This is a genomic window from Serratia microhaemolytica, from assembly GCF_004011885.1.
Lineage (GTDB): Bacteria > Pseudomonadota > Gammaproteobacteria > Enterobacterales > Enterobacteriaceae > Serratia_G > Serratia_G microhaemolytica.
In genome coordinates, this window is the sequence record NZ_SBEF01000020.1 from 19,288 (window position 1) to 41,516 (window position 22,229).

The window sequence follows — 22,229 nt, forward strand, 5'->3', positions numbered from 1 at the left end:
AGCAACCGCGCTGGCGCGATGAGAGACTGGCTGGCAGGCCGCCGTACCGGCAGCTTGGCCAACGGCCTGCTCTATGATCGCACCCTGCTGTGGGTTGCATTAGGCATGATGGTGCTCGGCTTGATCATTGTCACCTCAGCATCATTGCCGGTTAGCCAGCGTTTGGCGGATGATCCGCTGCTGTTTGCCAAACGCGATGCGCTCTACCTTGGGCTGGCGCTGTTACTGTCACTGGTGACACTGCGCATTCCAATGGTGATATGGCAACGTTACAGTGCGCTGATGTTACTGCTGTCAATCATCCTGCTGCTGCTGGTGTTGATCATGGGCAATTCGGTCAATGGTGCCTCGCGCTGGATTTCATTAGGGCCATTGCGTATACAACCGGCTGAACTGTCTAAGTTATCGCTGTTTTGCTATCTCTCAGGTTATCTGATGCGCAAGGTTGAAGAGGTGCGCAACAACTTCTGGGGATTTTGTAAACCCATCACCGTGATGGTGGTGTTGGCGCTGCTGCTACTGCTACAGCCGGATCTGGGCACAGTGATTGTGCTGTTTGTCACCACACTGGCACTGCTGTTTTTGGCCGGTGCCAAATTGTGGCAGTTTTTGGCCATTATCGGCGCGGGTCTGTTCGCAGTCCTGCTGCTGATCATCGCCACTCCGTACCGGATGCGCCGTTTAACCGCATTCTGGAACCCGTGGGATGATCCATTTGGCAGCGGCTACCAGTTAACGCAATCACTGATGGCGTTTGGTCGCGGTGAACTTTTCGGGCGCGGTTTAGGGAATTCGGTACAGAAACTGGAGTATCTGCCCGAGGCACACACTGATTTTATTTTCTCCATTCTTGGCGAGGAACTTGGCTATATCGGTGTGGTTTTGGCGCTGTTAATGCTATTCTTCGTCGCTTTTCGTGCGATGTCGATCGGCAAAAGAGCACTACAGATTGAACAACGTTTTTCCGGTTTTTTAGCCTGTGCGATAGGTGTCTGGTTTAGTTTTCAATCTTTGGTAAATATCGGTGCTACTGCCGGGCTGCTACCGACCAAAGGATTGACACTGCCACTGATCAGTTATGGCGGTTCAAGTCTGCTGGTGATGTCAACAGCCGTGGTGTTGTTGCTACGTATTGATTATGAAACACGCCTGAGCCAGGCACAGGCGTTTGTAAAGAGGTAACGGATGAGCAAAAAAGCAAAGCGCTTACTGGTGATGGCTGGTGGCACCGGCGGGCATGTCTTCCCGGGGTTAGCGGTTGCCCACCACTTGATGGCGCAAGGCTGGCAAGTTCGTTGGCTTGGCACCGCAGACCGCATGGAGGCAGATCTGGTGCCAAAACACGGCATAGAAATTGATTTTATTAAAATTTCTGGCCTGCGTGGTAAAGGCATAATGGCACAGATAACTGCACCGCTGCGCATCTGGCGTGCAGTGCGCCAAGCTAAAGCGATCATCGCCGCTTATCAGCCGGATGTGGTGCTTGGCATGGGCGGATATGTCTCCGGTCCTGGTGGGCTGGCCGCTTGGTTATCGGGTGTACCGGTAGTGCTGCATGAACAGAATGGCATCGCTGGTTTAACCAATCGCTGGCTGTCAAAGATCGCCAAAAAAGTGTTGCAGGCTTTTCCCGGTGCGTTTGCCAATGCTGATGTGGTCGGTAATCCGGTACGTAGCGACGTGTTGGCGCTGCCAACTCCCACTGAGCGCTTTGCTCAGCATCAAGGGGCAATCCGCGTGTTGGTGATCGGCGGCAGCCAGGGAGCAAGAGTACTAAACCAGACCATGCCGCACGTGGCGGCGGAGTTAGGGGATAAAATCACCCTGTGGCATCAGGTCGGCAAAGGGGCGCTAGCCGCTGTTGAGCAGCAGTATCGACAGCTAGCGCAGAGTCAGCATAAAATTACTGAATTTATTGATGATATGGCTGCTGCTTATGCTTGGGCCGATGTGGTTGTCTGTCGCTCTGGTGCATTAACCGTCAGTGAATTGGCAGCCGCAGGGCTGGCGGCTATTTTTGTCCCGTTCCAGCATAAAGATCGGCAACAGTATTGGAATGCGCTGCCATTACAGGCGGCTGGAGCAGCAGAAATTATTGAACAGCATCAATTCACCGCTGCGGCAGTCACTACACTGTTGGCAGACTGGGATCGCCCCACGCTGTTGGCAATGGCTGAAAAAGCGCGTGCGATCGCCATTCGCGATGCTACCGAGCGTGTAGCGGCGGAGATTGTGCGCTTAGCACCAACCGAATCAATCACGCAGTCAGCCAGGCAGTAGCCCGATCGGCAGTGATCAACAGGTACCGAGAACGGTGCGGTATCAATTAGATGAGTAAACATGTAACGGCATGATGAACATAAAACAATTAGCGAAATTACGAACTTTTGTGCCCGAGATGCGACGCGTCCGGCATATTCACTTTGTTGGCATTGGTGGTGCCGGCATGGGGGGTATTGCCGAAGTGTTAGCTAACGAAGGCTACCAGATCAGCGGTTCTGATCTGGCACCGAATGCGGTTACACAGCAATTGAGTGAGCTAGGGATCACCATCTATTTTCAGCATCGGGCAGAAAATGTTAACGATGCCAGTGTAGTGGTTGCGTCGACAGCAATTCCGGCAGATAACCCGGAAATTGTCGCCGCACGTGAAGCACGCATTCCAGTTATCCAGCGCGCCGAGATGCTGGCTGAACTCATGCGTTACCGGCATGGTATCGCGATTGCCGGTACCCATGGCAAAACAACCACTACCGCAATGATTGCCAGCATCTACGCTGAAGCAGGGCTGGATCCCACCTTTGTTAATGGCGGGCTGGTGAAAGCCGCCGGTACTCATGCGCGGTTAGGCTCCAGCCGTTACCTGATTGCTGAAGCAGACGAGAGCGACGCCTCATTCCTGCATCTGCAACCTATGGTGGCGGTAGTAACCAATATCGAAGCCGACCATATGGATACTTATCACGGTGACTTCGAAAATTTAAAACAGACATTTATCAATTTTCTGCACAACTTGCCATTTTATGGCCGTGCCGTGATGTGTATTGACGATCCTGTCGTGCGTGAGTTACTGCCGCGTGTGGGTCGCCACATCACCACCTACGGCTTCAGTGTGGATGCCGATGTGCGGATTGAAAATTATCAGCAACAACAGCATCAAGGCCACTTTAGCGTGGTGCGCCAAGATAAACCGTTGCTACAGGTGACCCTCAATGCACCTGGCCGTCATAATGCGCTCAATGCCGCTGCTGCTGTTGCCGTCGCAACAGAAGAGGGAATTGATGATGCTGCTATTTTGACTGCACTGGCCGGTTTCCAGGGCACCGGTCGCCGCTTTGATTTTCTGGGTGAATTCCCATTACAGCCGGTGAACCAAAAACCCGGCAGTGCGATGCTGGTTGATGACTACGGCCACCATCCAACGGAAGTAGAAGCGACGATTAAAGCCGCACGTGCTGGCTGGCCGGAAAAACGTTTAGTGATGATCTTCCAGCCCCATCGCTACACACGCACGCGTGATCTGTATGACGACTTCGTCAACGTATTATCACAAGTCGACGTGTTGCTGATGCTGGATGTGTACTCCGCAGGAGAGACAGCGATCGCTGGTGCAGATAGTCGCAGCCTGTGCCGCACTATCCGCAATCGCGGCAAGCTGGATCCAATCCTGATCACACAGGCAGAGAATATCAGCCAGGAGTTGGCTCAATTACTACAGGGAGATGATCTGATCCTGGTGCAAGGTGCCGGTAACATCGGCAAAATCGCACGCAATCTAGCCGAATTGAAATTACAACCACAAAATAACAATGAGGGACATCATGACTGATAAAGTCGCAGTATTATTAGGTGGCACCTCTGCCGAACGCGAAGTCTCACTGCAATCAGGTGCCGCTGTGCTGGCCGGGTTGCAGCAGGCTGGCATCGATGCTCACGCAATCGATCCAAAAGATTCGCCAGTGACTGAATTGAAAAAACAGGGATTTACTAAAGTATTTATTGCTCTGCATGGCCGTGGTGGTGAAGACGGCACATTGCAGGGATTGCTGGAGTTTTTACAGTTGCCTTACACCGGTAGCAGGGTAATGGCTTCGGCACTCACGATGGATAAATGGCGCAGCAAACTGGTGTGGCAATCGCTTGGATTACCGATCGCTCCATATGTGGCACTGGATCGCCAGCACTATCAAGGCAAACAGCGCGAGAGCTTACTGAACGCGATTGCCGCTCTGGGTTTACCGCTGATTGTCAAACCGAGTCGTGAAGGCTCCAGTGTTGGTATGAGTAAAGTGAGCGCGGCAGAGCAGCTTGACACAGCCCTGGCTGAAGCCTTTCGCCATGATGACCATGTGCTGGTGGAAAAATGGTTAGCCGGGCCAGAGTATACCGTCGCTATTTTAGGCGATAGCGTGTTGCCTTCGATTCGTATTCAACCTGCCGGTGTGTTTTACGATTACCAGGCCAAATATATTGCCGATGATACGCAATATTTCTGCCCAAGCGGTTTAAGCGCAGAAAAAGAGGCAGAACTGGCCAAGCTAGCGCTGTCGGCCTACCAGGCTCTCGATTGCTCAGGCTGGGGGCGAGTTGATGTGATGCAAGATGCAGATGGCCGTTTCTACCTACTGGAGGTTAATACCTCACCAGGTATGACCAGCCATAGCCTGGTGCCGATGGCAGCACAACAGGCTGGGTTAACTTTCTCGCAGTTGGTTACCCGTGTATTAGCGTTGGCAAATTGAGATGTCACAAGCGGCATTAAATGTGCGCGAGCGCGAAGCAGGCCAAGAGTCGCAGCGCGTTAACCGCACACAACAGGCAGGGTTACTGTTTCTGTTGGTGGTGTTGGCAACAATAGTGTGGATTGGCTGGGTGGTATTCAACTGGATGCAGGATGAGCAGCGCGTACCTGTCTCGAAACTGATCCTGACCGGTGAGCGTCACTACACCCATGATGATGATGTGCGTCGTGCCATTCTGGCGCTGGGTGATCCGGGGAGATTCATGACGCAGGATGTTGACATTATCCAGCAGCAGATCAAGCAGATGCCCTGGATTAAGCAGGCCAGCATACGTAAACAGTGGCCAGATGAACTGAGAGTCCATCTGGTGGAGTATTCACCCGCTGCATACTGGAATGATGAGTATTTACTGGATGCCGATGGCAAGTCATTCAGCGTACCGGCAGAGCGGTTAGCCCACTTGCGATTGCCATCACTCTCTGGCCCTGCGGGTAGCGGTCAAGATGTGTTGGCCGGGTACTATGCAATGAACCAGTTGCTTGGCAGCAACAAATTGCAGCTTAACAAGCTCGCCATGACCGCTCGCCACTCATGGCAGCTCACACTGAGTGACGGGGTGCGGCTCGAGTTAGGACGCGATGATTACTTGCCAAAATTGCAGCGGTTTATTGCGGTTTATCCGCTGATGCAACAAAGTGCCAAAGAGAAAAACCAGCAGATAGACTACATCGATTTACGTTACGACACCGGCGTAGCCGTTGGCTGGAAAACTGGCGTTCCACCGTAAATTTTAGTTGGCATGTTGCGATTGGCATCGTGAGGCTCCCGCTGCATTCGGCTTAGTGAATGCGACTTCGGGAAGCATTTAAAAAACAAGGAAATGTGAACACAGCCACTGCCGTTTTGCGTAAATAAGGCTGTCGTCAGTAATGAATCAGGTGCAGGCAAAACAACAATGATAAAAACAGCGGATAGAAAACTGGTAGTTGGATTGGAGATCGGTACTGCGAAAGTCTCCGCATTGGTAGGGGAAATTTTGCCTGATGGCATGGTCAATATTATTGGGGTAGGCAGTTGCCCATCACGCGGCATGGACAAAGGCGGTGTGAACGATCTTGAGTCGGTGGTGAAGTGTGTGCAACGGGCGGTTGATCAGGCAGAGTTGATGGCAGATTGCCAGATCTCCTCAGTTTATCTGGCGCTATCGGGTAAACATATCAGTTGCCAGAACGAAATTGGTATGGTGCCGATCTCAGAAGATGAAGTAACACAGGAAGATGTTGAAAATGTGGTTCATACCGCTAAGTCGGTGCGAGTGCGAGAGGAACACCGCATTTTGCATGTGATCCCGCAAGAGTATGCGATCGACTATCAGGAAGGGATTAAAAACCCGGTTGGGTTATCCGGTGTGCGGATGCAGGCCAAAGTACACCTGATTACCTGCCACAACGATATGGCAAAAAACATTGTTAAAGCAGTAGAACGCTGTGGTTTAAAGGTAGACCAACTAATTTTTTCTGGTTTAGCCGCTAGTTATGCTGTTTTAACCGAAGATGAGAGAGAATTAGGAGTTTGTGTGGTCGATATTGGTGGCGGCACGATGGATATGGCGATCTACACCGGTGGCGCGTTGCGGCACACCAAAGTGATCCCTTATGCCGGTAATGTGGTAACCAGCGATATCGCCTATGCTTTTGGTACGCCGCCTACCGATGCAGAAGCGATCAAAGTGCGCTATGGCTGCGCACTGGGTTCACTGGTCGGCAAGGATGAGAATGTCGAGGTGCCGAGTGTAGGGGGCAGGCCTCCGCGTAACCTACAGCGGCAAACTCTGGCAGAGGTGATTGAGCCTCGCTATACCGAATTGCTCAATTTGGTTAATGACGAAATTGTACAGTTACAGGAACAATTGCGTGCGCAAGGTGTAAAGCATCATCTGGCTGCAGGCATTGTACTCACCGGAGGGGCGGCACAGATTGATGGTTTAGCCGCCTGTGCGCAACGGGTGTTTCATACCCAGGTTCGCATTGGGGAACCTTTGAACATCACCGGTCTGACGGATTACGCGCAAGAGCCTTATTATTCAACGGCAGTTGGGCTGTTGCACTATGGGAAAGAGTCTCATCTCAATGGTGAGGCTGAGATAGAAAAACGTACTTCAGTAGGCCATTGGTTCAAAAGACTCAATAGCTGGCTGAAAAAAGAATTTTAATACTTAAGTAAAAGATCAGGCGTAAGTAATTTTACTGTCTTGCAGCGACAGGCACAAAACGGAGAGAAACTATGTTTGAACCAATGGAACTAACCAACGACGCGGTGATCAAAGTCATCGGCGTAGGCGGTGGAGGTGGTAACGCCGTGGAACACATGGTGCGTGAGCGTATTGAAGGCGTCGACTTTTTTGCTGTCAACACCGATGCTCAGGCGCTAAGAAAAACAGCTGTTGGCCAGACCATACAGATTGGTAGCAGTATCACCAAAGGTCTCGGTGCGGGAGCAAACCCGGAAGTGGGGCGCAATGCGGCAGAAGAAGATCGTGAGACATTGCGCAACGCACTGGAAGGGGCCGATATGGTGTTCATCGCCGCAGGTATGGGCGGCGGCACCGGCACCGGTGCCGCACCGGTGGTGGCTGAAGTCGCCAAAGAATTAGGCATTTTGACCGTGGCGGTAGTCACCAAGCCGTTCAATTTTGAAGGCAAAAAGCGCATGGCATTCGCTGAACAGGGGATCGCTGAGTTATCAAAACATGTTGACTCACTGATCACCATTCCCAACGATAAGTTACTCAAGGTGTTGGGACGTGGTATCTCGCTGCTGGATGCCTTTGGTGCCGCTAACGATGTGCTGAAAGGTGCGGTACAAGGGATCGCTGAGTTGATCACCCGCCCTGGCCTGATGAACGTTGACTTTGCCGATGTGCGTACTGTGATGTCTGAAATGGGCTATGCCATGATGGGTTCTGGTATCGCTTCAGGTGAAGATCGGGCTGAAGAAGCCGCAGAAATGGCGATTTCCAGCCCGCTGCTGGAGGATATCGATCTCTCTGGTGCGCGTGGTGTACTGGTTAACATCACCGCTGGTTTTGATCTGCGACTTGATGAGTTTGAAACCGTAGGTAACACCATCCGTGCTTTTGCTTCTGATAACGCTACGGTGGTGATTGGTACTTCGCTCGATCCAGATATGAACGATGAGCTGCGTGTTACGGTAGTAGCAACCGGTATCGGTATGGATAAGCGACCAGATATTACCTTGGTAACTAACAAAGGTAGCGGCACAACACCGGAAGCACGCTATGCACAATCTGGTGTACCCCCGTTGCAAGCGGAAGTGAAACCGGCGGCAAAAGTGGTTAATGATCAAGGATCACAAACCAGCAAAGAGCCAGATTATTTGGATATACCGGCATTTTTACGCAAACAGGCAGATTAATATAACTATCTGGTTTGAAATCTTGTGGGTTTATGCTAGGATCGCCGCCGGTCTTGCTGTCTGCTTGACCGGAAGGACTGATAACATTGCGAGATAAGATAATGATTAAACAACGGACATTAAAACAGATTGTACAGGCGACAGGCGTCGGTTTGCATACCGGCAAGAAAGTCACGCTGACAATGCGCCCTGCTGCGGCGAATACCGGTGTTATCTATCGTCGTACTGATCTGAATCCACCGGTTGACTTCTATGCAGATCCAAAATCGGTGCGTGACACCATGCTCTGTACCTGTCTAGTCAATGAATCAGACGTGCGTATTTCTACTGTGGAACACCTGAATGCAGCACTGGCTGGTTTAGGTATCGATAACATTGTTATCGAAGTTGATGCGGCTGAAATCCCGATTATGGATGGCAGTGCCAGCCCGTTCGTCTTCCTGTTGCTGGATGCCGGTATCGAAGAGCTGAACGTGGCGAAAAAGTTCCTGCGTCTGAAAGAGACGGTGCGTGTTGAAGAGGGTGACAAGTGGGCTGAACTATCGCCGTACAATGGTTTCCGCCTCGATTTTACTATCGACTTCAACCACCCAGCGATTGATGCCAGCACGCAGCGCTACTGCTTGGATTTTTCATCTGATGCATTTGTGCGTCAGATCAGCCGCGCGCGCACTTTTGGTTTCATGCGCGACATCGAGTATCTGCAATCGCGGGGTTTGGCGCTAGGTGGCAGTTTTGATTGTGCCATCGTGGTTGATGATTACCGCGTGCTGAATGAAGATGGCCTGCGTTTTGAAGATGAGTTTGTTCGTCACAAAATGCTGGATGCTATCGGTGACCTGTTCATGTGTGGTCACAACATTATTGGCGCATTTACCGCTTATAAGTCAGGACATGCGCTCAATAATAAACTGCTGCAAGCGGTATTAGCGAGACAGGAAGCGTGGGAATTCGCCACCTTCGAAGATGAAGCAGAGATGCCATTAACATTCAAAGCGATGTCGGCATTAGTGGTCTAACTGATCATCTGTAAATTCTCTGTTGTGGTTGGTGTCGCCGGTATTTTTTTCTGCCAGTGCTGCCAACCGCTCCAGCGCCTTACGTAACTTTTCTGGGCTGCGTGCCGCCAATCCCCGTAGTTGTTCCGCACTTTCCTGGCTTAAATGGCGTAATGGCGCTTTTGCTGATACATTTTCAACAGTTCCAGTACGACTTTTCAGCTGTTGAGCACCAGCTACCATCAACGCCGGATTAATCCTGATGTCGATCGATGACAATGATGGTAGAATTTCCCGCCTTAGTGCGGCAAGTAAACTGGCGTTTTCATAGCGTAACCGTGTCATCCAACTGGCATTGGCAGTTTCAAGCACTAACACCCCCTGTCGAAAATTAGCGACACGGCACCAGGGGTGCAGTTGAACAGGCAGCAGACTTTTTACTGTCTGATTCAGTTTTAACAGGGTGATGGCGCGCTGCCGAACATGATGCAGTGACTCCTTCTCTCGGCTTGCTGTGTCGGCAAACAGCGCATCTAACAGTTGTGGGCGACTATCGCGCATCATGGACTCCAGTGGATAACAGACTTGTGATCGGTATTTTAAATCGTTGGCGACAATTTGGCAGACGTTATTTTTGGCCCCATCTCCTGTTAGGAATGGTCGCGGCCACGCTTGGCGCTCCACAGAGTCTAGCCAGCAGCGATCAGAGCGCATTATCCAGCACCTCATCCAGTTTAAACAGCCACACTGTCACTGATAACGCCATTGACCATCTCGCGCTGTGGCAAGGCTGTTATCGCCGCCCAACCAATAACATTGATTACTGGCAGCAACATGCACTACGCACAGTGATCCGCCATCTCTCTTTTTCATTAGCACCGCAAGCGGTCTCCAATGGTGGGCAGAACGCTCTCAGCAACACAGAGCAACGGCTGCAGATGGCGCAACTGGCGCTAATATCAACCTTAAATGCACTGCTGACACACCATCCCAAACTAGCGGTTACCGTTAGCCCCCGGCCATTATTCCGCTCAGAGATTGGCCTCTCTCACCACACTGGATTATGGCTTGCTCAAGTGCAAGGTATTCGCGCTGGCCCCTCCTCGCTGTAACGCCATCGGGCAACCCAAATAAAAAAATAGAACGATAACGTTGTTGACGGCAGTAACACTGCCACAGTGAGAGACATTAAAAATTATGCTAATTAAATTATTAACTAAAGTTTTCGGTAGCAGTAATGATCGTACCTTGCGCCGTATGCGCAAGGTGGTTGATGTAATCAACCGCATGGAGCCTGCTCTGGAGCAGCTCTCTGATGAACAGTTAAAAGCGAAAACCGATGAATTCCGCCTGCGGCTGGAAAAAGATGGCAAACTGGAATCACTGTTGCCTGAAGCCTTCGCCGTGGTACGTGAAGCCAGTAAGCGGGTATTTGGTATGCGCCACTTCGATGTACAGTTGATTGGCGGCATGGTGTTGAACGAACGCTGCATTGCCGAGATGCGTACTGGTGAAGGTAAAACATTAACCGCAACCCTGCCTGCCTACTTAAATGCCTTAACCGGGCGAGGTGTGCATATTGTTACCGTCAACGACTACCTGGCGCAGCGTGATGCGGAGAACAACCGCCCACTGTTTGAATTTCTTGGTTTGACGGTGGGCATCAACCTGCCAGGTATGCCGCCGGCCGCCAAACGTGAAGCTTATGCCGCAGACATCACCTATGGCACTAACAACGAATACGGTTTCGACTACCTGCGCGACAATATGGCATTCAGCCCACAAGATCGTGTACAGCGTAAACTTTACTATGCGCTGGTAGATGAAGTGGACTCGATCCTGATCGATGAAGCACGCACCCCGCTGATTATCTCCGGCCCGGTCGAGGACAGCTCTGAACTTTACATCAAAGTGAACAAACTGATCCCGAAACTGGTTCGCCAGGAAAAAGAGGATTCAGACACCTTCCAAGGCGAAGGTGACTTTTCCGTTGATGAGAAAGCGCGCCAAGTACATTTAACCGAGCGTGGGCTGATTAAAATTGAGCAGATGCTGGTCGACTCCGACATCATGAATGAAGGTGAATCGCTCTATTCACCGACCAACATCATCCTGATGCACCATGTTACCGCCTCCTTGCGCGCCCACGCGCTGTTCACCCGTGACGTTGACTACATCGTCAAAGAGGGCGAAGTGATCATCGTTGATGAACATACTGGCCGTACCATGCAGGGGCGTCGCTGGTCAGATGGGCTGCATCAAGCGGTAGAGGCAAAAGAGGGAGTTGAGATCCAGAACGAGAACCAAACGCTGGCTTCAATCACCTTCCAAAACTACTTCCGCCTGTATGAAAAACTGGCTGGCATGACCGGTACAGCAGATACAGAAGCGTTTGAATTCAGTTCAATCTACAAATTGAACACCATTGTTATTCCAACTAACAAACCGATGATCCGTAAAGATATGCCGGATCTGGTCTACATGACCGAACAGGAAAAAATTGGCGCGATCATTGAAGATATTCGTGAATGTGTCGCCAAAGGTCAGCCGGTATTGGTCGGTACCATCTCGATCGAAAAATCGGAACTGGTTTCACGTGAACTGACCAAAGCCGGTATCAAACACCAGGTACTGAATGCCAAATTCCACGCCAAAGAGGCAGAAATTGTTGCCCAAGCAGGGCAAAGCGGCGCCGTTACCATCGCCACCAACATGGCAGGACGTGGTACCGACATCGTGCTCGGTGGCAGTTGGCAAAACGAAATCTCCCTGTTGGAGAACCCAACTAACGAACAAATTGAAGAAATCAGGGCACAATGGCAAGTTCGTCATGAAGCGGTTCTCGCCGTCGGTGGCTTACACATCATCGGCACTGAACGCCATGAGTCACGAAGAATTGATAACCAGTTGCGTGGTCGTTCCGGCCGTCAGGGTGACCCTGGCTCATCACGCTTCTACCTCTCGATGGAAGATGCGCTAATGCGTATCTTTGCCTCGGATCGGGTCGCAAACATGATGCGCAAATTTGGCATGAAAGAAGGAGAAGCGATTGAACATCCTTGGGTAACCAAAGCGATCGCTAATGCGCAACGCAAAGTGGAAAACCGCAACTTCGATATTCGTAAACAGCTACTTGAATATGACGATGTCGCTAACGACCAGCGCCGCGCCATCTACAGCCAGCGTAACGATCTGCTCGATGTCTCCGACATCAGCGAAACCGTCAACAGCATTCGTGAAGATGTGTTTAAAGCCACCATCGACAGCTATATTCCACCGCAATCGCTGGAGGAGATGTGGGATGTTGCTGGCCTGGAAGAGCGGTTGAAAAATGATTTTGATCTCGCCATGCCAATTACCGACTGGCTGGACAAAGAGCCAGAACTGCATGAAGAGACACTGCGTGAACGCATCCTAAACACGGCAATTGAAGAGTATCAGCGCAAAGAGCAGATTGTCGGTGCAGAGACAATGCGCAACTTTGAAAAGGGTGTGATGCTGCAAACACTCGACTCACTGTGGAAAGAGCACCTGGCTGCGATGGATTACCTACGCCAAGGCATCCACCTGCGTGGCTATGCGCAGAAAGATCCAAAGCAGGAGTACAAGCGTGAATCGTTTAGTATGTTTGCCAACATGCTGGAATCACTAAAATATGAAGTGATCAGTGTTCTGAGCAAAGTACAAGTGCGCCTGCCGGAAGAGGTTGAAGCCTTGGAACAGCAGCGCCGCGAAGAGGCGGAGCGCCTGGCACATCTCCAACGCCTCAGTCACCAAGAACAGAATGCTCTGGCCACGGGCGACAGCCCCTCACCGATTGCGGTGCAACATAAAATCGGTCGTAACGATGCTTGCCCATGCGGATCTGGCAAAAAATATAAGCAGTGTCATGGTCGGCTACAACAGTAGCTTAACGCACCACCTGCTACGGCGTTAAGCTATCAAATGGCAAGAGGCTCAACTGATTGAGCCTCTTTTTTTAAGCCGAACCCACCAACAGCAACATGTTACTGCTGTTATTTATTGATAAAACATGCATATCGCTGGATAAGTGACGGATGCAATGCTAATCGGAACAGGCAATGAAACAGTTAACCATCGCAGTGGGTATCATCTGTAACGCACAACAGCAAATTTTGATCACCCGCAGGGCAGCAGGAACACACTTGGCTGGTTTTTGGGAGTTCCCAGGCGGCAAAGTAGAACCGGGTGAAAGCGTGGAGCAGGCATTAAGCCGTGAACTACAGGAAGAGGTTGGCATTACACCGCAGCAACCAACGCGACTGAACGTCACTGAACATCAGTTTGATGATCGCACTGTCACCCTGAACTTCTATCTGGTTAACGCTTGGAGCGGCAACGCCTACAACCGTGAAGGACAACAGATGTGCTGGGTACACCGACACCAGTTGAGCCAATACCAATTTCCTGCCGCTAACCAAGCCGTGATTGAGTTACTGCAAACAGCAACCTGAGTGTAATGCCACAGCATGACAACCAAGATCGTGCCGGTGGCACAGGCGGTGACTAACCAAGCTAACCAATCAGGTTGAGTTACGCTAACTCGACCACTTTTTTTACCAGTTTTGTGATACCTGAGTAGAGTTCCAATAGCGTAGCATCACCATGCATATACGCCGGTGAGCTAACAATCTTGTGCTCGCTATCAACCACACACTCGGCTGAAACACAGGGCTGATGTATCGCACCGGTGTTTTCTATCTGTTTAGCAACATCACTATCAGTGCCGATGGTTAAGGTCGGTTTATCGCTACCGACCGCCAGTGCAACCAATGCGGGTGCAATACAGATCGCGCCAATCGGCTTGCGCTGCTGCTTAAATTGACGGATTTTTGCCAGCACCTGCTCATTTACCGCTGCCTGGCTACCCGCAAAAGCGAAACTGCACAGATTTTTTGCCACACCATAGCCACCGGGGATCACCACACCATCAAATTGGTCGCAATTCAGATTGGCAATATCCTCTATCGCACCGCGCGCAATTCTGGCCGCCTCTTGCAGGATATTTCTTTTTTCGCCGATTGACTCTTGCCCAGTCAAATGATTCATCACGTGATACTGATCTTGATTTAAAGCAAATATTTTATAGCTGGCACCTGCTTGCTCCAACGCCAACAGCGCTAATACCGACTCCCGGATCTCAGCTCCATCAAGAGATCCACAACCAGATAAAATAACCGCTATCTTTTTCATAAATATTTCCTTTTCATGTTGATCACTATGCACGGGACGACAGTTCAGAGCCTGTACCAATAAATGAACATTTCGGGCACCGCTCAAGGATAAAATGATAACTAAAATAGCCGATCGGATAGCGTATTAACCCACCGCTATTTACCATTACAGCAGATCGATAGCACGGTGAATGGATAGTGCTCAACCACTCATTACCCTGCCGCAAACTAGGGGCACCGCCGCTTACCAGTTAGAAACATGATGGTAAGCGGACAGTGTTAACAAGACACGATAAACACCAGAGCTTGTGTCGGTGGCTGAATTAATCCCACCAGATATCAAACAGCTCAGTCACTTTAATGTCGCTCAGATTGCGTGCTGCTAACCAGCTCCGTACCAGCTCACGCTGTTCATCGGTGCAATGTGCAATCTTCTGCTGGCAGACCAAACCTTCCCACTGTAGATAGCCACTGCCTTCAAATGCCAGCCCATTTGGCTCGATCACCTCGACGATCAATGCATCAACAGTGCTATCAATCTGTTCCACACTGGTACCTGGTGCAAAGCTCCAGCTAACAGCAAAACCCAACTCCTGAAACTCATCAACGTGTAATTTTTTACGTAAACGACGACTGCGATTCTTAGCCATTATTCCACCCTCTTAAACATGAGATCCCAAACGCCATGTCCCAGGCGCTGGCCGCGTAATTCAAATTTTGTCAGTGGACGTGAGTCCGGTCGTGGCACGTAATCGTTGCTGCCAGACAAATTAACATATCCATTGGCGTTATTCATGACCGATAACATATGTTCTGCATATGGCTGCCAATCGGTTGCCATATGGAAAATAGCGCCCGGCTTCAACTTCTGCCGCACCAGCTCAACAAACGTTGGCTGTACAATGCGCCGTTTGTTGTGCCGTGCTTTATGCCACGGATCGGGGAAGAACAGTTGCACCATATCCAACGAGCTATCTGGCAGCATATTTTGCAGCACTTCCACTGCGTCGTGGCACATCACACGCAAGTTATCCAGCTCTGCTTCATGAGCGCTGGCTAAACAGGCACCAACCCCTGGCAAGTGTACTTCAATACCGAGAAAGTTCTGCTGCCGATTGTTCGCCGCCATCGTAACCAATGAGGCTCCCATGCCAAAACCAATCTCCAGCACCGTTGGCGCGTCTCGGCCAAACAGCGCGGCAACATCAACCGGATCAGGCTGGTATTCAACCCCAAGTAGTGGCCAATAATTATCCACCGCTTGCTGCTGACCTTTGGTCAAGCGCCCCTGACGGCGGACAAAACTGCGAACACGGCGCATTGCGCGGCCATTTTCATCAAATTCTGGAGAGATAACATCGTTTATCATGGTGCTTTCTGTCTGTGGCGGCAATTAGGGAAACGCGCATTATGCAAGGATGTCCTATTTTGGCAAGCATTCATCACGCAAGTTACTAAAAAGTTGTCAGTGGCTACATCATCGGGCAACAATACCCCAGTTAAAATATCAGCAGGATAAAATCCACCTATGTTACAAGCGCAACAGTTCTCACATGCCGTGCTCGATTGGTATCAACGTTACGGCCGTAAGACGCTGCCGTGGCAACAGCAAAAAACGCCTTATCAAGTATGGCTTTCTGAAGTGATGTTGCAACAGACACAGGTTGCCACTGTCATTCCCTATTTTCAGCGATTCATCACACAGTTTCCACACGTCAGCGCACTGGCGGCGGCACCACTGGATGAAGTGCTTCATCTGTGGACTGGCTTGGGCTACTACGCTCGTGCCAGAAATCTGCACCGTGCGGCACAGATCATTGTGGCACAGCATGGCGGTGAGTTCCCACTCACCTTTGATCAGATTGCAGCATTGCCGGGTATCGGGCGCTCAACCGCCGGAGCGATCCTTTCACTGGCTTTGGGACAACGCTACCCAATTTTGGACGGCAATGTTAAACGGGTGCTGGCTCGCTGCTATGCCATCGATGGCTGGCCAGGTAAAAAAGAGGTGGAGAATCGCCTGTGGCAACTTAGCGATCAACTCACTCCCGCAGAGGGAGTCGGTCACTTCAATCAGGCAATGATGGATCTTGGCGCGATGGTCTGCACGCGCAGCAAACCAAAATGTGAACTCTGCCCACTGAACACAGGCTGTGTTGCCTATCGCAGCCAGGATTGGGCACGCTACCCCGGCAAGAAACCCAAGCAGTCACTACCAGAGAAAAGTGCTTATCTATTGATGCTGCAACAGGGAGACTCGGTGTGGTTAGAGCAGCGACCTGCGGTCGGTTTGTGGGGGGGGTTATTCTGTTTCCCACAGTTCACTACCTTGCAAGAGCTGGAACAGTGGCTGCTAGCGCGTGACTTGACAGCACAGACGCCCGAGCAACTGACGGCATTTCGTCATACCTTTAGCCATTTTCACCTCGATATTGTGCCGATGTGGCTTAAATGTGAGCAAACGGGTAGCGCAATGGATGAAGGCGCGGGTCTCTGGTATAACTTAACCCAGCCACCGAAGGTTGGGCTGGCAGCGCCGGTTGAACGCCTGTTGTATCAGTTGATGCACCCACACAATTGACACAACCGCAGCGCACAGTGTTCTGCCCATCAATTGCCTAATCAGATGGGTGCTAGCCGTGGCTGAGACAAATAACCTGAATTACCCCTAATGACAGTGAGCCTGGCTGACAGTCCGCTGATAAGATTGAGCACAATAACTGAGGAATCAATATGAGCAGAACCATTTTTTGCACATTCTTGCAACGCGAAGCTGATGGACAGGAATTTCAGCTTTATCCCGGTGAAATTGGTAAACGCATTTATAATGAAATATCAAAAGAGGCATGGTCTGCTTGGATGAGCAAGCAAACCATGCTGATCAACGAGAAAAAACTCAATATGATGAATGTCGATGATCGCAAACTGTTAGAACAGGAGATGATCAGATTTCTGTTTGAAGGACAAGAAGTCCATATCGAAGGTTATACCCCCCCAAGTCAGTAGCTTTTGCGGTAGTTAACAACCTATTCCAGTAAACAGCATTGAGGTAGCCGGTTGTCAGACACCAACCGCGCATAAAAACTCAGCGTACCGGAACAAGTTCAACACGTGCCGAAGAGTAAAATGGCAACTGAACTGGCTGTTATCGGATAGGTTTTAAGGGTGGTCAGCAGCAGGTTCAGGTTGTGGCTATTTTTGTGCCGCCAAGCAGAGTGGGGTTAGGCAAAATTTGCAACAGGGCATAGATATTGATCACTCTTTTGACATACGGCTTGAACATGAAGAAATTTTTAGCACTACCGGTTGTTGTCTGTGTATTGGTCGCATGTAGTGGTAACAACAGCAGCTCCACGGCTAAAGTGACGCCAACACATAGTTATGCCAAAGATACCAATGGGTTTGATATTCTAATGGGGCAGTTCGCCCACAACATCGAGAATATCTGGGGGCTGAAAGAGGTTCTCATTGCTGGCGCAAAAGACTACGTAAAATATAGCGATCACTATCAAACTCGCAGCCACATCAATTTTGATACCGGCATGATCACCATCGAAACGTTTGCCGATGATCATATTGCCCACCTGCGTCGTGCAGTGATCAATCTATTGTTGATGGGCGATGATCCGAGCGCGGTTGATCTCTACTCCGATGCCGATGATCTGCAGGTTAGCAAAGAGCCTTTCCTGTTTGGTCAGGTGTTAGATCACCAGAGCCAGCCAATCCGCTGGGAGTGGCGAGCAGCGCAATTTGCTGACTACTTACTGGCACATCGCCTACAACAGCGTAAATCTGATCTGCATGTTATCTACTCTGTCACTATTCCTCTGGTCGCTAACCATCTGGATCAGCGTGCGCATAAGTATCTCCCACTAGTTAACCAAGCTTCTGAAAAATATGGGATTGAGCCATCATTGATTTTGGCTATCATGCAGATAGAATCGAGTTTTAACCCTTATGCAGTTAGTGGATCGAATGCGTTGGGCTTAATGCAAGTGGTGCAGCATACCGCAGGTAAAGACGTGTTCCTGCAAAAAGGTAAGTGGGGAACACCAAGTAGAAACTATCTTTTCGATCCGGAAAAAAATATCGATACCGGTACTGCTTATTTAGCCATTCTGCAAAATAACTACCTGGCTGGTATTAATAATGCCACTTCGCGTCGCTATGCGATGATCACTGCCTATAATGGTGGTGCTGGCAGCGTGCTGCGTGTGTTCGATAACGATAAAAACCGAGCTGTCGCTATTATCAACAGTATGTCGCCAGGCGATGTCTATCAGACGCTGACTACACAGCACCCATCGAATGAGTCACGACGCTACCTGATGAAGGTCAACAACGCGCAAAAAAACTATCACCGTGGCTTTTAACGCCAGATTTGAAGCAAGCTAACAACCAGTAGTACAGCAACCATCAGCACCACAAGCAAAAGGCAAAAAAAAACCCAGCAAAGGCTGGGTTTTTTTAATCGACTAAAATTACTTAATTTTAGCTTCTTTGTACATCACGTGCTGGCGGACAACAGGATCGAATTTCTTCAGTTCCAATTTTTCCGGTTTAGTACGCTTGTTCTTCGTGGTGGTATAGAAGTGACCAGTACCAGCAGAAGAAACCAGCTTGATCTTCTCGCGAACACCTTTAGCCATGATTCAGTTCCTTAATACTTCTCACCACGGGCACGCAAATCGGCTAACACCGAATCGATACCCTTTTTATCGATAATACGCATACCTTTAGCAGATACACGCAGAGTGACAAAGCGCTTCTCAGCCTCAACCCAAAAACGGTGTGAGTGCAGGTTAGGCAGAAAACGGCGTTTGGTCGCGTTCATTGCGTGGGAGCGGTTGTGACCACTCACCGGGCGCTTGCCAGTAACTTGGCAGACTCGTGACATGTCTATTCTCCAAAAATCAAATCAGCTCGAGCTCAAAGGGGTACAGCCGCCTCGTCAGGCTTTTAGAGCCCATCTCAGCAAACTTCATACTGAGGAGACTTTCACCATCAGGCCAGATACCTGCTGAGATAGACTCTTCGTGCCATACCCAAGATTCTCAAAGGTGGCGTAGTATACGCTTTGAGGCGTAAGTACTCAAGTCACCAACCGCTAAAGATCCCGCAAGGATCGCGAAAAAATGCATTAAAGCCAGCCAAGCTCAGCAAAAGAAGCATATTCACCACGTCCGATAACCAGATGATCCAATACTTTAATCTCCAGTAACTGGCAGGCACTAACGATTTGTTCTGTTAGCAACCGATCAGCCCGGCTAGGTTGCGACTTACCGGAAGGGTGGTTGTGCGCCAGAATGATCGCGGCAGCATTGAGCTTTAATGCTTCACGTACAATTTCTCTCGGATGTACAACTACGCTATTAATGGTGCCTGAAAACATCTCTTGATGAGAGATCACCCGATGTTGATTATCTAAAAACAGCACCAGAAAAACTTCACGCTCATGATGAGTGAGCAGACTGTGTACATAGTGCTGAGTTATTTTTGGGTTAAGCAGTGCATTCTCGAATAGCTGTGGGCCAGAGAACAAGCGGAAAGCCAGCTCCGAGATCGCCTGGAGTTGGCTATAAGTCGCCACACCGCCGCCTTTGTGACGCGAAAACTGGTTATAGTCTGCGGAAATCAGATGATACAGCGAACCAAAATGGCTAAGCAGTTGCTCGGCACGCTGTGAAACATGAACACCAGGCAATCCTGTACGCAAAAAAATAGCCAGCAATTCGCTGTCAGAGAGTGCCGCAGCACCATCGCGCATCAACTTTTCTCTTGGTGCCAGACCGCTTGGCCATGTTGATCGATTCCGTTTAGTCATGCACATGCTCCGCACAGAGTGAATATTGACTATCGCCAGCCAGCCGTTCAACGCGCTGTTTAGCGGCAAATAGTAAGCGCTGCATAATGACATAAACGGTTTTTTAACTGCGATCACCGAGTTAGCAGAGTGTGAAGCACTATCCAAACTTCAGTGTAATCGTATCGTAAGCTGACAACAGCAGTGAGGAGTCGACCGCAGCAAGGTAGCGCCGAATAATCAACGCAGTCACTGCTGTGCGGCAATCTCCTGAACGCGTTGCGCCAGTGCCGCCAAACCACCGGCTCGCGTCGTGCTAAGTGGGCCACGCAGCGCCAACTGGTCAAATAATGCTAATGGATCAATAGGTAATAGCTGTTGTGCGCTTTTACCCTCTATCGCGGTCAATAGCACCGCCAACAGACCGCGCACAATTCGGCTATCGCTATCGGCGTAGAAGTGCAACCTCCCATCAGCCAACAGTTGATAACCAAACCAGACACGACTTTCACAACCACTCAACTCAAGCGCAGGTTGACGTAAATTCTCAGCCAATGGTGGCAATTGCTTCGCCAGCAGGATCAGTTGACGATAACGCGCCTCCCACTGAGATAGGCAATTAAACTGCTCAAGCAGCGTTTCAGCAGTGATGAGAGTACCAAATGGGTGAGCAGCAACAAGATGTTGATCACAATTCATATTAATCAGCCAATAATTCAACTACTTTAATCATCGCCTGTACAAAAGCTTCCACCTCCTCGGCACTATTGTAAGGCGCAAATGAAGCACGCACACAACCCTCAATTCCCAACGCGGCCATCAGTGGCTGAGCGCAATGTTGACCCGCACGTACCGCAACGTTCTGCTCAGCCAACAGCGTGGCAATATCGCCCGGATGTAGTCCGGCGATGTTGAATGCCAGCAGACTCGCATTAGAACAACGGAAACTGCGCCAGCCAGGCAATTGCTGTAGCTGCTGCTCGGCGTAGTCTGCCAGCGCAGAGCTGTGTTGCTCAGCCGCGCGCCAATCTTGCCCTGCCAGCCACTCCAGTACAGCACCCAGCCCCAGCACTCCAGCAATATTCGGTGTACCCGCCTCAAAACAGTGGGGCGCTTTCTGCGGGGTAAAGCCACTAAATGAAGCATGAGTGAGCATTTTACCGCCCCCTTGCCAGGGAGCCATGTCTTTCAATAGCTCACTTTTGCCATATAGCGCGCCGATACCACTCGGGCCATACAGTTTGTGAGCTGAAAAAGCGTAAAAGTCGATATCTAGCTGCTGCACATCGACCGGACAGTGCACAATCCCCTGAGCACCATCCACCACTACCCGCACATCGGCAGCGTGAGCAAGCTGGATCGCAAGCGCCAGATTGGGCTGCCCGCCAGTCACATTCGACATTTGACTAAGAGCGAGAATTTTTGTGCTTTTATTCAATAAATTAGCCAAACATGTCAAATCAGGCAGATAATCATCACCGATCGGAAGTTTCACCACCTGAGCACCGGTCTGTTGTGCTACCATCAGCCACGGGATCAAGTTGGCATGGTGTTCCGCTTCACTCACCAAAATCTGGTCGCCCGGTTGCAGACGTGGCCGAGCATAACTCTGAGCCACCAGATTGATCGCTTCGGTAGTACCGCGTACCCAAACCATCTCCTGAGCACTGGCCGCATTAACCAACGTGGCTGCATGTTGACGTGCCAGTTCAAAACGCGCGGTCACATCACGAGCCGAGCTGTGCTGGCTACGATGTACACTACCGCTCTCTTTAGCGTAGAACTGCTGTGTGGCGTCAATGACTGCCTGCGGTTTGAGTGCCGTTGCGGCGCTATCGAGGTAAATACCTGTCTGTTGCAATGCCGGAAACTGTCGGCGAAAAGTTGTTGGGTGAAAGGGTGCCATAAGCTATCGTCACAGAGGATATTGAGGCAGGATCTTGGCTTATTTTCGTTACCAACACAAGTTACCCGAATAGCAATCACCGGCTAATCGGCTTTGATCATTTCAACACTGAAAAATAAAAAACAAATCAATAGCTAAAAAAACCATCAT

General features: G+C 50.3%; 23 protein-coding genes. 14 read left to right on the plus strand and 9 right to left on the minus strand.

Annotation, left to right across the window (positions count from 1 at the left end; all coding sequences use genetic code 11):
* The first annotated feature begins 18 nt into the window (after positions 1 to 18).
* The 8 genes from ftsW to lpxC all read left to right on the plus strand — a co-directional run bounded on the left by ftsW (position 19) and on the right by lpxC (position 9,196).
* Positions 19 to 1,182, plus strand: coding sequence for a cell division protein FtsW (gene ftsW, locus EOJ37_RS08315; RefSeq protein ID WP_240651686.1), 1,164 nt, complete (start codon positions 19 to 21; stop codon positions 1,180 to 1,182).
* 3 nt (positions 1,183 to 1,185) lie between these two features.
* The gene (gene murG, locus EOJ37_RS08320; protein WP_127959469.1) at positions 1,186 to 2,280 is read left to right on the plus strand and encodes an undecaprenyldiphospho-muramoylpentapeptide beta-N-acetylglucosaminyltransferase; all 1,095 of its coding nucleotides are present in this window, start codon (positions 1,186 to 1,188) and stop codon (positions 2,278 to 2,280) included.
* 73 nt (positions 2,281 to 2,353) lie between these two features.
* The gene (murC, locus tag EOJ37_RS08325; RefSeq protein WP_127959504.1) at positions 2,354 to 3,829 is read left to right on the plus strand and encodes a UDP-N-acetylmuramate--L-alanine ligase; all 1,476 of its coding nucleotides are present in this window, start codon (positions 2,354 to 2,356) and stop codon (positions 3,827 to 3,829) included.
* Complete coding sequence (locus tag EOJ37_RS08330; protein WP_127959470.1) at positions 3,822 to 4,742, plus strand: D-alanine--D-alanine ligase; 921 nt, start codon at positions 3,822 to 3,824, stop codon at positions 4,740 to 4,742. Before murC ends, EOJ37_RS08330 begins: the two co-directional genes overlap by 8 nt.
* Position 4,743: 1 nt before the next feature.
* On the plus strand, positions 4,744 to 5,529 hold the full coding sequence (ftsQ, locus tag EOJ37_RS08335; RefSeq protein WP_127959471.1) for a cell division protein FtsQ: 786 nt from the start codon (positions 4,744 to 4,746) through the stop codon (positions 5,527 to 5,529).
* A gap of 168 nt (positions 5,530 to 5,697) precedes the next feature.
* Positions 5,698 to 6,954, plus strand: a complete 1,257-nt coding sequence (gene ftsA / locus EOJ37_RS08340; RefSeq protein ID WP_127959472.1) for a cell division protein FtsA — start codon at positions 5,698 to 5,700, stop codon at positions 6,952 to 6,954.
* A gap of 71 nt (positions 6,955 to 7,025) precedes the next feature.
* The gene (ftsZ, locus tag EOJ37_RS08345; RefSeq protein WP_127959473.1) at positions 7,026 to 8,177 is read left to right on the plus strand and encodes a cell division protein FtsZ; all 1,152 of its coding nucleotides are present in this window, start codon (positions 7,026 to 7,028) and stop codon (positions 8,175 to 8,177) included.
* A 101-nt stretch (positions 8,178 to 8,278) separates the two neighbouring features.
* Positions 8,279 to 9,196 carry a UDP-3-O-acyl-N-acetylglucosamine deacetylase gene (lpxC, locus tag EOJ37_RS08350; RefSeq protein ID WP_127959474.1) on the plus strand — a complete coding sequence of 306 codons (918 nt, stop codon included), beginning with the start codon at positions 8,279 to 8,281 and terminating at the stop codon, positions 9,194 to 9,196.
* Here the strand turns inward: lpxC and EOJ37_RS08355 are convergent.
* Positions 9,185 to 9,736, minus strand: coding sequence for a DUF721 domain-containing protein (locus EOJ37_RS08355; RefSeq protein WP_127959505.1), 552 nt, complete (start codon positions 9,734 to 9,736; stop codon positions 9,185 to 9,187). The genes lpxC and EOJ37_RS08355 overlap by 12 nt on opposite strands.
* 26 nt (positions 9,737 to 9,762) lie before the next feature.
* Between EOJ37_RS08355 and secM the strand changes: the two genes are divergently transcribed.
* The 3 genes from secM to mutT all read left to right on the plus strand — a co-directional run bounded on the left by secM (position 9,763) and on the right by mutT (position 13,650).
* Positions 9,763 to 10,287: a secA translation cis-regulator SecM gene (secM, locus tag EOJ37_RS08360; protein WP_127959506.1), complete on the plus strand. Its 525-nt coding sequence runs from the start codon at positions 9,763 to 9,765 to the stop codon at positions 10,285 to 10,287.
* An 85-nt stretch (positions 10,288 to 10,372) separates the two neighbouring features.
* On the plus strand, positions 10,373 to 13,084 hold the full coding sequence (gene secA, locus EOJ37_RS08365; protein ID WP_127959475.1) for a preprotein translocase subunit SecA: 2,712 nt from the start codon (positions 10,373 to 10,375) through the stop codon (positions 13,082 to 13,084).
* 173 nt (positions 13,085 to 13,257) lie between these two features.
* The gene (mutT, locus tag EOJ37_RS08370) at positions 13,258 to 13,650 is read left to right on the plus strand and encodes an 8-oxo-dGTP diphosphatase MutT (protein ID WP_127959476.1); all 393 of its coding nucleotides are present in this window, start codon (positions 13,258 to 13,260) and stop codon (positions 13,648 to 13,650) included.
* Positions 13,651 to 13,729: 79 nt separating this feature from the next.
* On the opposite strand, the gene elbB is transcribed toward mutT, so the two are convergent.
* The 3 genes from elbB to trmB form a co-directional block, all read right to left on the minus strand.
* A complete protein-coding gene (gene elbB, locus EOJ37_RS08375; protein WP_127959477.1) occupies positions 13,730 to 14,389 on the minus strand; it encodes an isoprenoid biosynthesis glyoxalase ElbB in 660 nt (219 codons plus the stop codon).
* Between the two features lie 304 nt (positions 14,390 to 14,693).
* Positions 14,694 to 15,020 (minus strand): YggL family protein, encoded by a 327-nt coding sequence (locus EOJ37_RS08380; RefSeq protein WP_127959478.1) that lies wholly within the window; start codon positions 15,018 to 15,020, stop codon positions 14,694 to 14,696.
* Positions 15,020 to 15,739 carry a tRNA (guanosine(46)-N7)-methyltransferase TrmB gene (gene trmB, locus EOJ37_RS08385; protein ID WP_127959479.1) on the minus strand — a complete coding sequence of 240 codons (720 nt, stop codon included), beginning with the start codon at positions 15,737 to 15,739 and terminating at the stop codon, positions 15,020 to 15,022. The genes EOJ37_RS08380 and trmB overlap by 1 nt, the downstream gene beginning before the upstream one ends.
* Positions 15,740 to 15,898: 159 nt before the next feature.
* Here trmB and mutY point away from each other — a divergent pair, with 159 nt between their 5' ends.
* The 3 genes from mutY to mltC all read left to right on the plus strand — a co-directional run bounded on the left by mutY (position 15,899) and on the right by mltC (position 18,743).
* Positions 15,899 to 16,951, plus strand: coding sequence for an A/G-specific adenine glycosylase (gene mutY / locus EOJ37_RS08390; protein ID WP_127959480.1), 1,053 nt, complete (start codon positions 15,899 to 15,901; stop codon positions 16,949 to 16,951).
* A 152-nt stretch (positions 16,952 to 17,103) separates the two neighbouring features.
* Positions 17,104 to 17,376 (plus strand): oxidative damage protection protein, encoded by a 273-nt coding sequence (locus EOJ37_RS08395; protein ID WP_127959481.1) that lies wholly within the window; start codon positions 17,104 to 17,106, stop codon positions 17,374 to 17,376.
* Positions 17,377 to 17,651: 275 nt separating this feature from the next.
* Entirely contained in the window at positions 17,652 to 18,743 is a 1,092-nt protein-coding gene (gene mltC, locus EOJ37_RS08400; RefSeq protein WP_127959482.1) for a membrane-bound lytic murein transglycosylase MltC, read from the plus strand.
* 108 nt (positions 18,744 to 18,851) lie between these two features.
* Here the strand turns inward: mltC and rpmG are convergent, their stop codons facing one another.
* The 5 genes from rpmG to csdA form a co-directional block, all read right to left on the minus strand.
* Positions 18,852 to 19,019 carry a 50S ribosomal protein L33 gene (gene rpmG, locus EOJ37_RS08405; protein WP_127959483.1) on the minus strand — a complete coding sequence of 56 codons (168 nt, stop codon included), beginning with the start codon at positions 19,017 to 19,019 and terminating at the stop codon, positions 18,852 to 18,854.
* 11 nt (positions 19,020 to 19,030) lie between these two features.
* On the minus strand, positions 19,031 to 19,267 hold the full coding sequence (gene rpmB, locus EOJ37_RS08410; protein ID WP_127959484.1) for a 50S ribosomal protein L28: 237 nt from the start codon (positions 19,265 to 19,267) through the stop codon (positions 19,031 to 19,033).
* A gap of 243 nt (positions 19,268 to 19,510) precedes the next feature.
* Positions 19,511 to 20,194, minus strand: a complete 684-nt coding sequence (radC, locus tag EOJ37_RS08420) for a RadC family protein (protein WP_127959485.1) — start codon at positions 20,192 to 20,194, stop codon at positions 19,511 to 19,513.
* 228 nt (positions 20,195 to 20,422) lie between these two features.
* Complete coding sequence (csdE, locus tag EOJ37_RS08425) at positions 20,423 to 20,872, minus strand: cysteine desulfurase sulfur acceptor subunit CsdE (protein ID WP_127959486.1); 450 nt, start codon at positions 20,870 to 20,872, stop codon at positions 20,423 to 20,425.
* Position 20,873: 1 nt separating this feature from the next.
* Positions 20,874 to 22,079, minus strand: coding sequence for a cysteine desulfurase CsdA (gene csdA / locus EOJ37_RS08430; protein WP_127959487.1), 1,206 nt, complete (start codon positions 22,077 to 22,079; stop codon positions 20,874 to 20,876).
* Positions 22,080 to 22,229 lie beyond the last annotated feature (150 nt).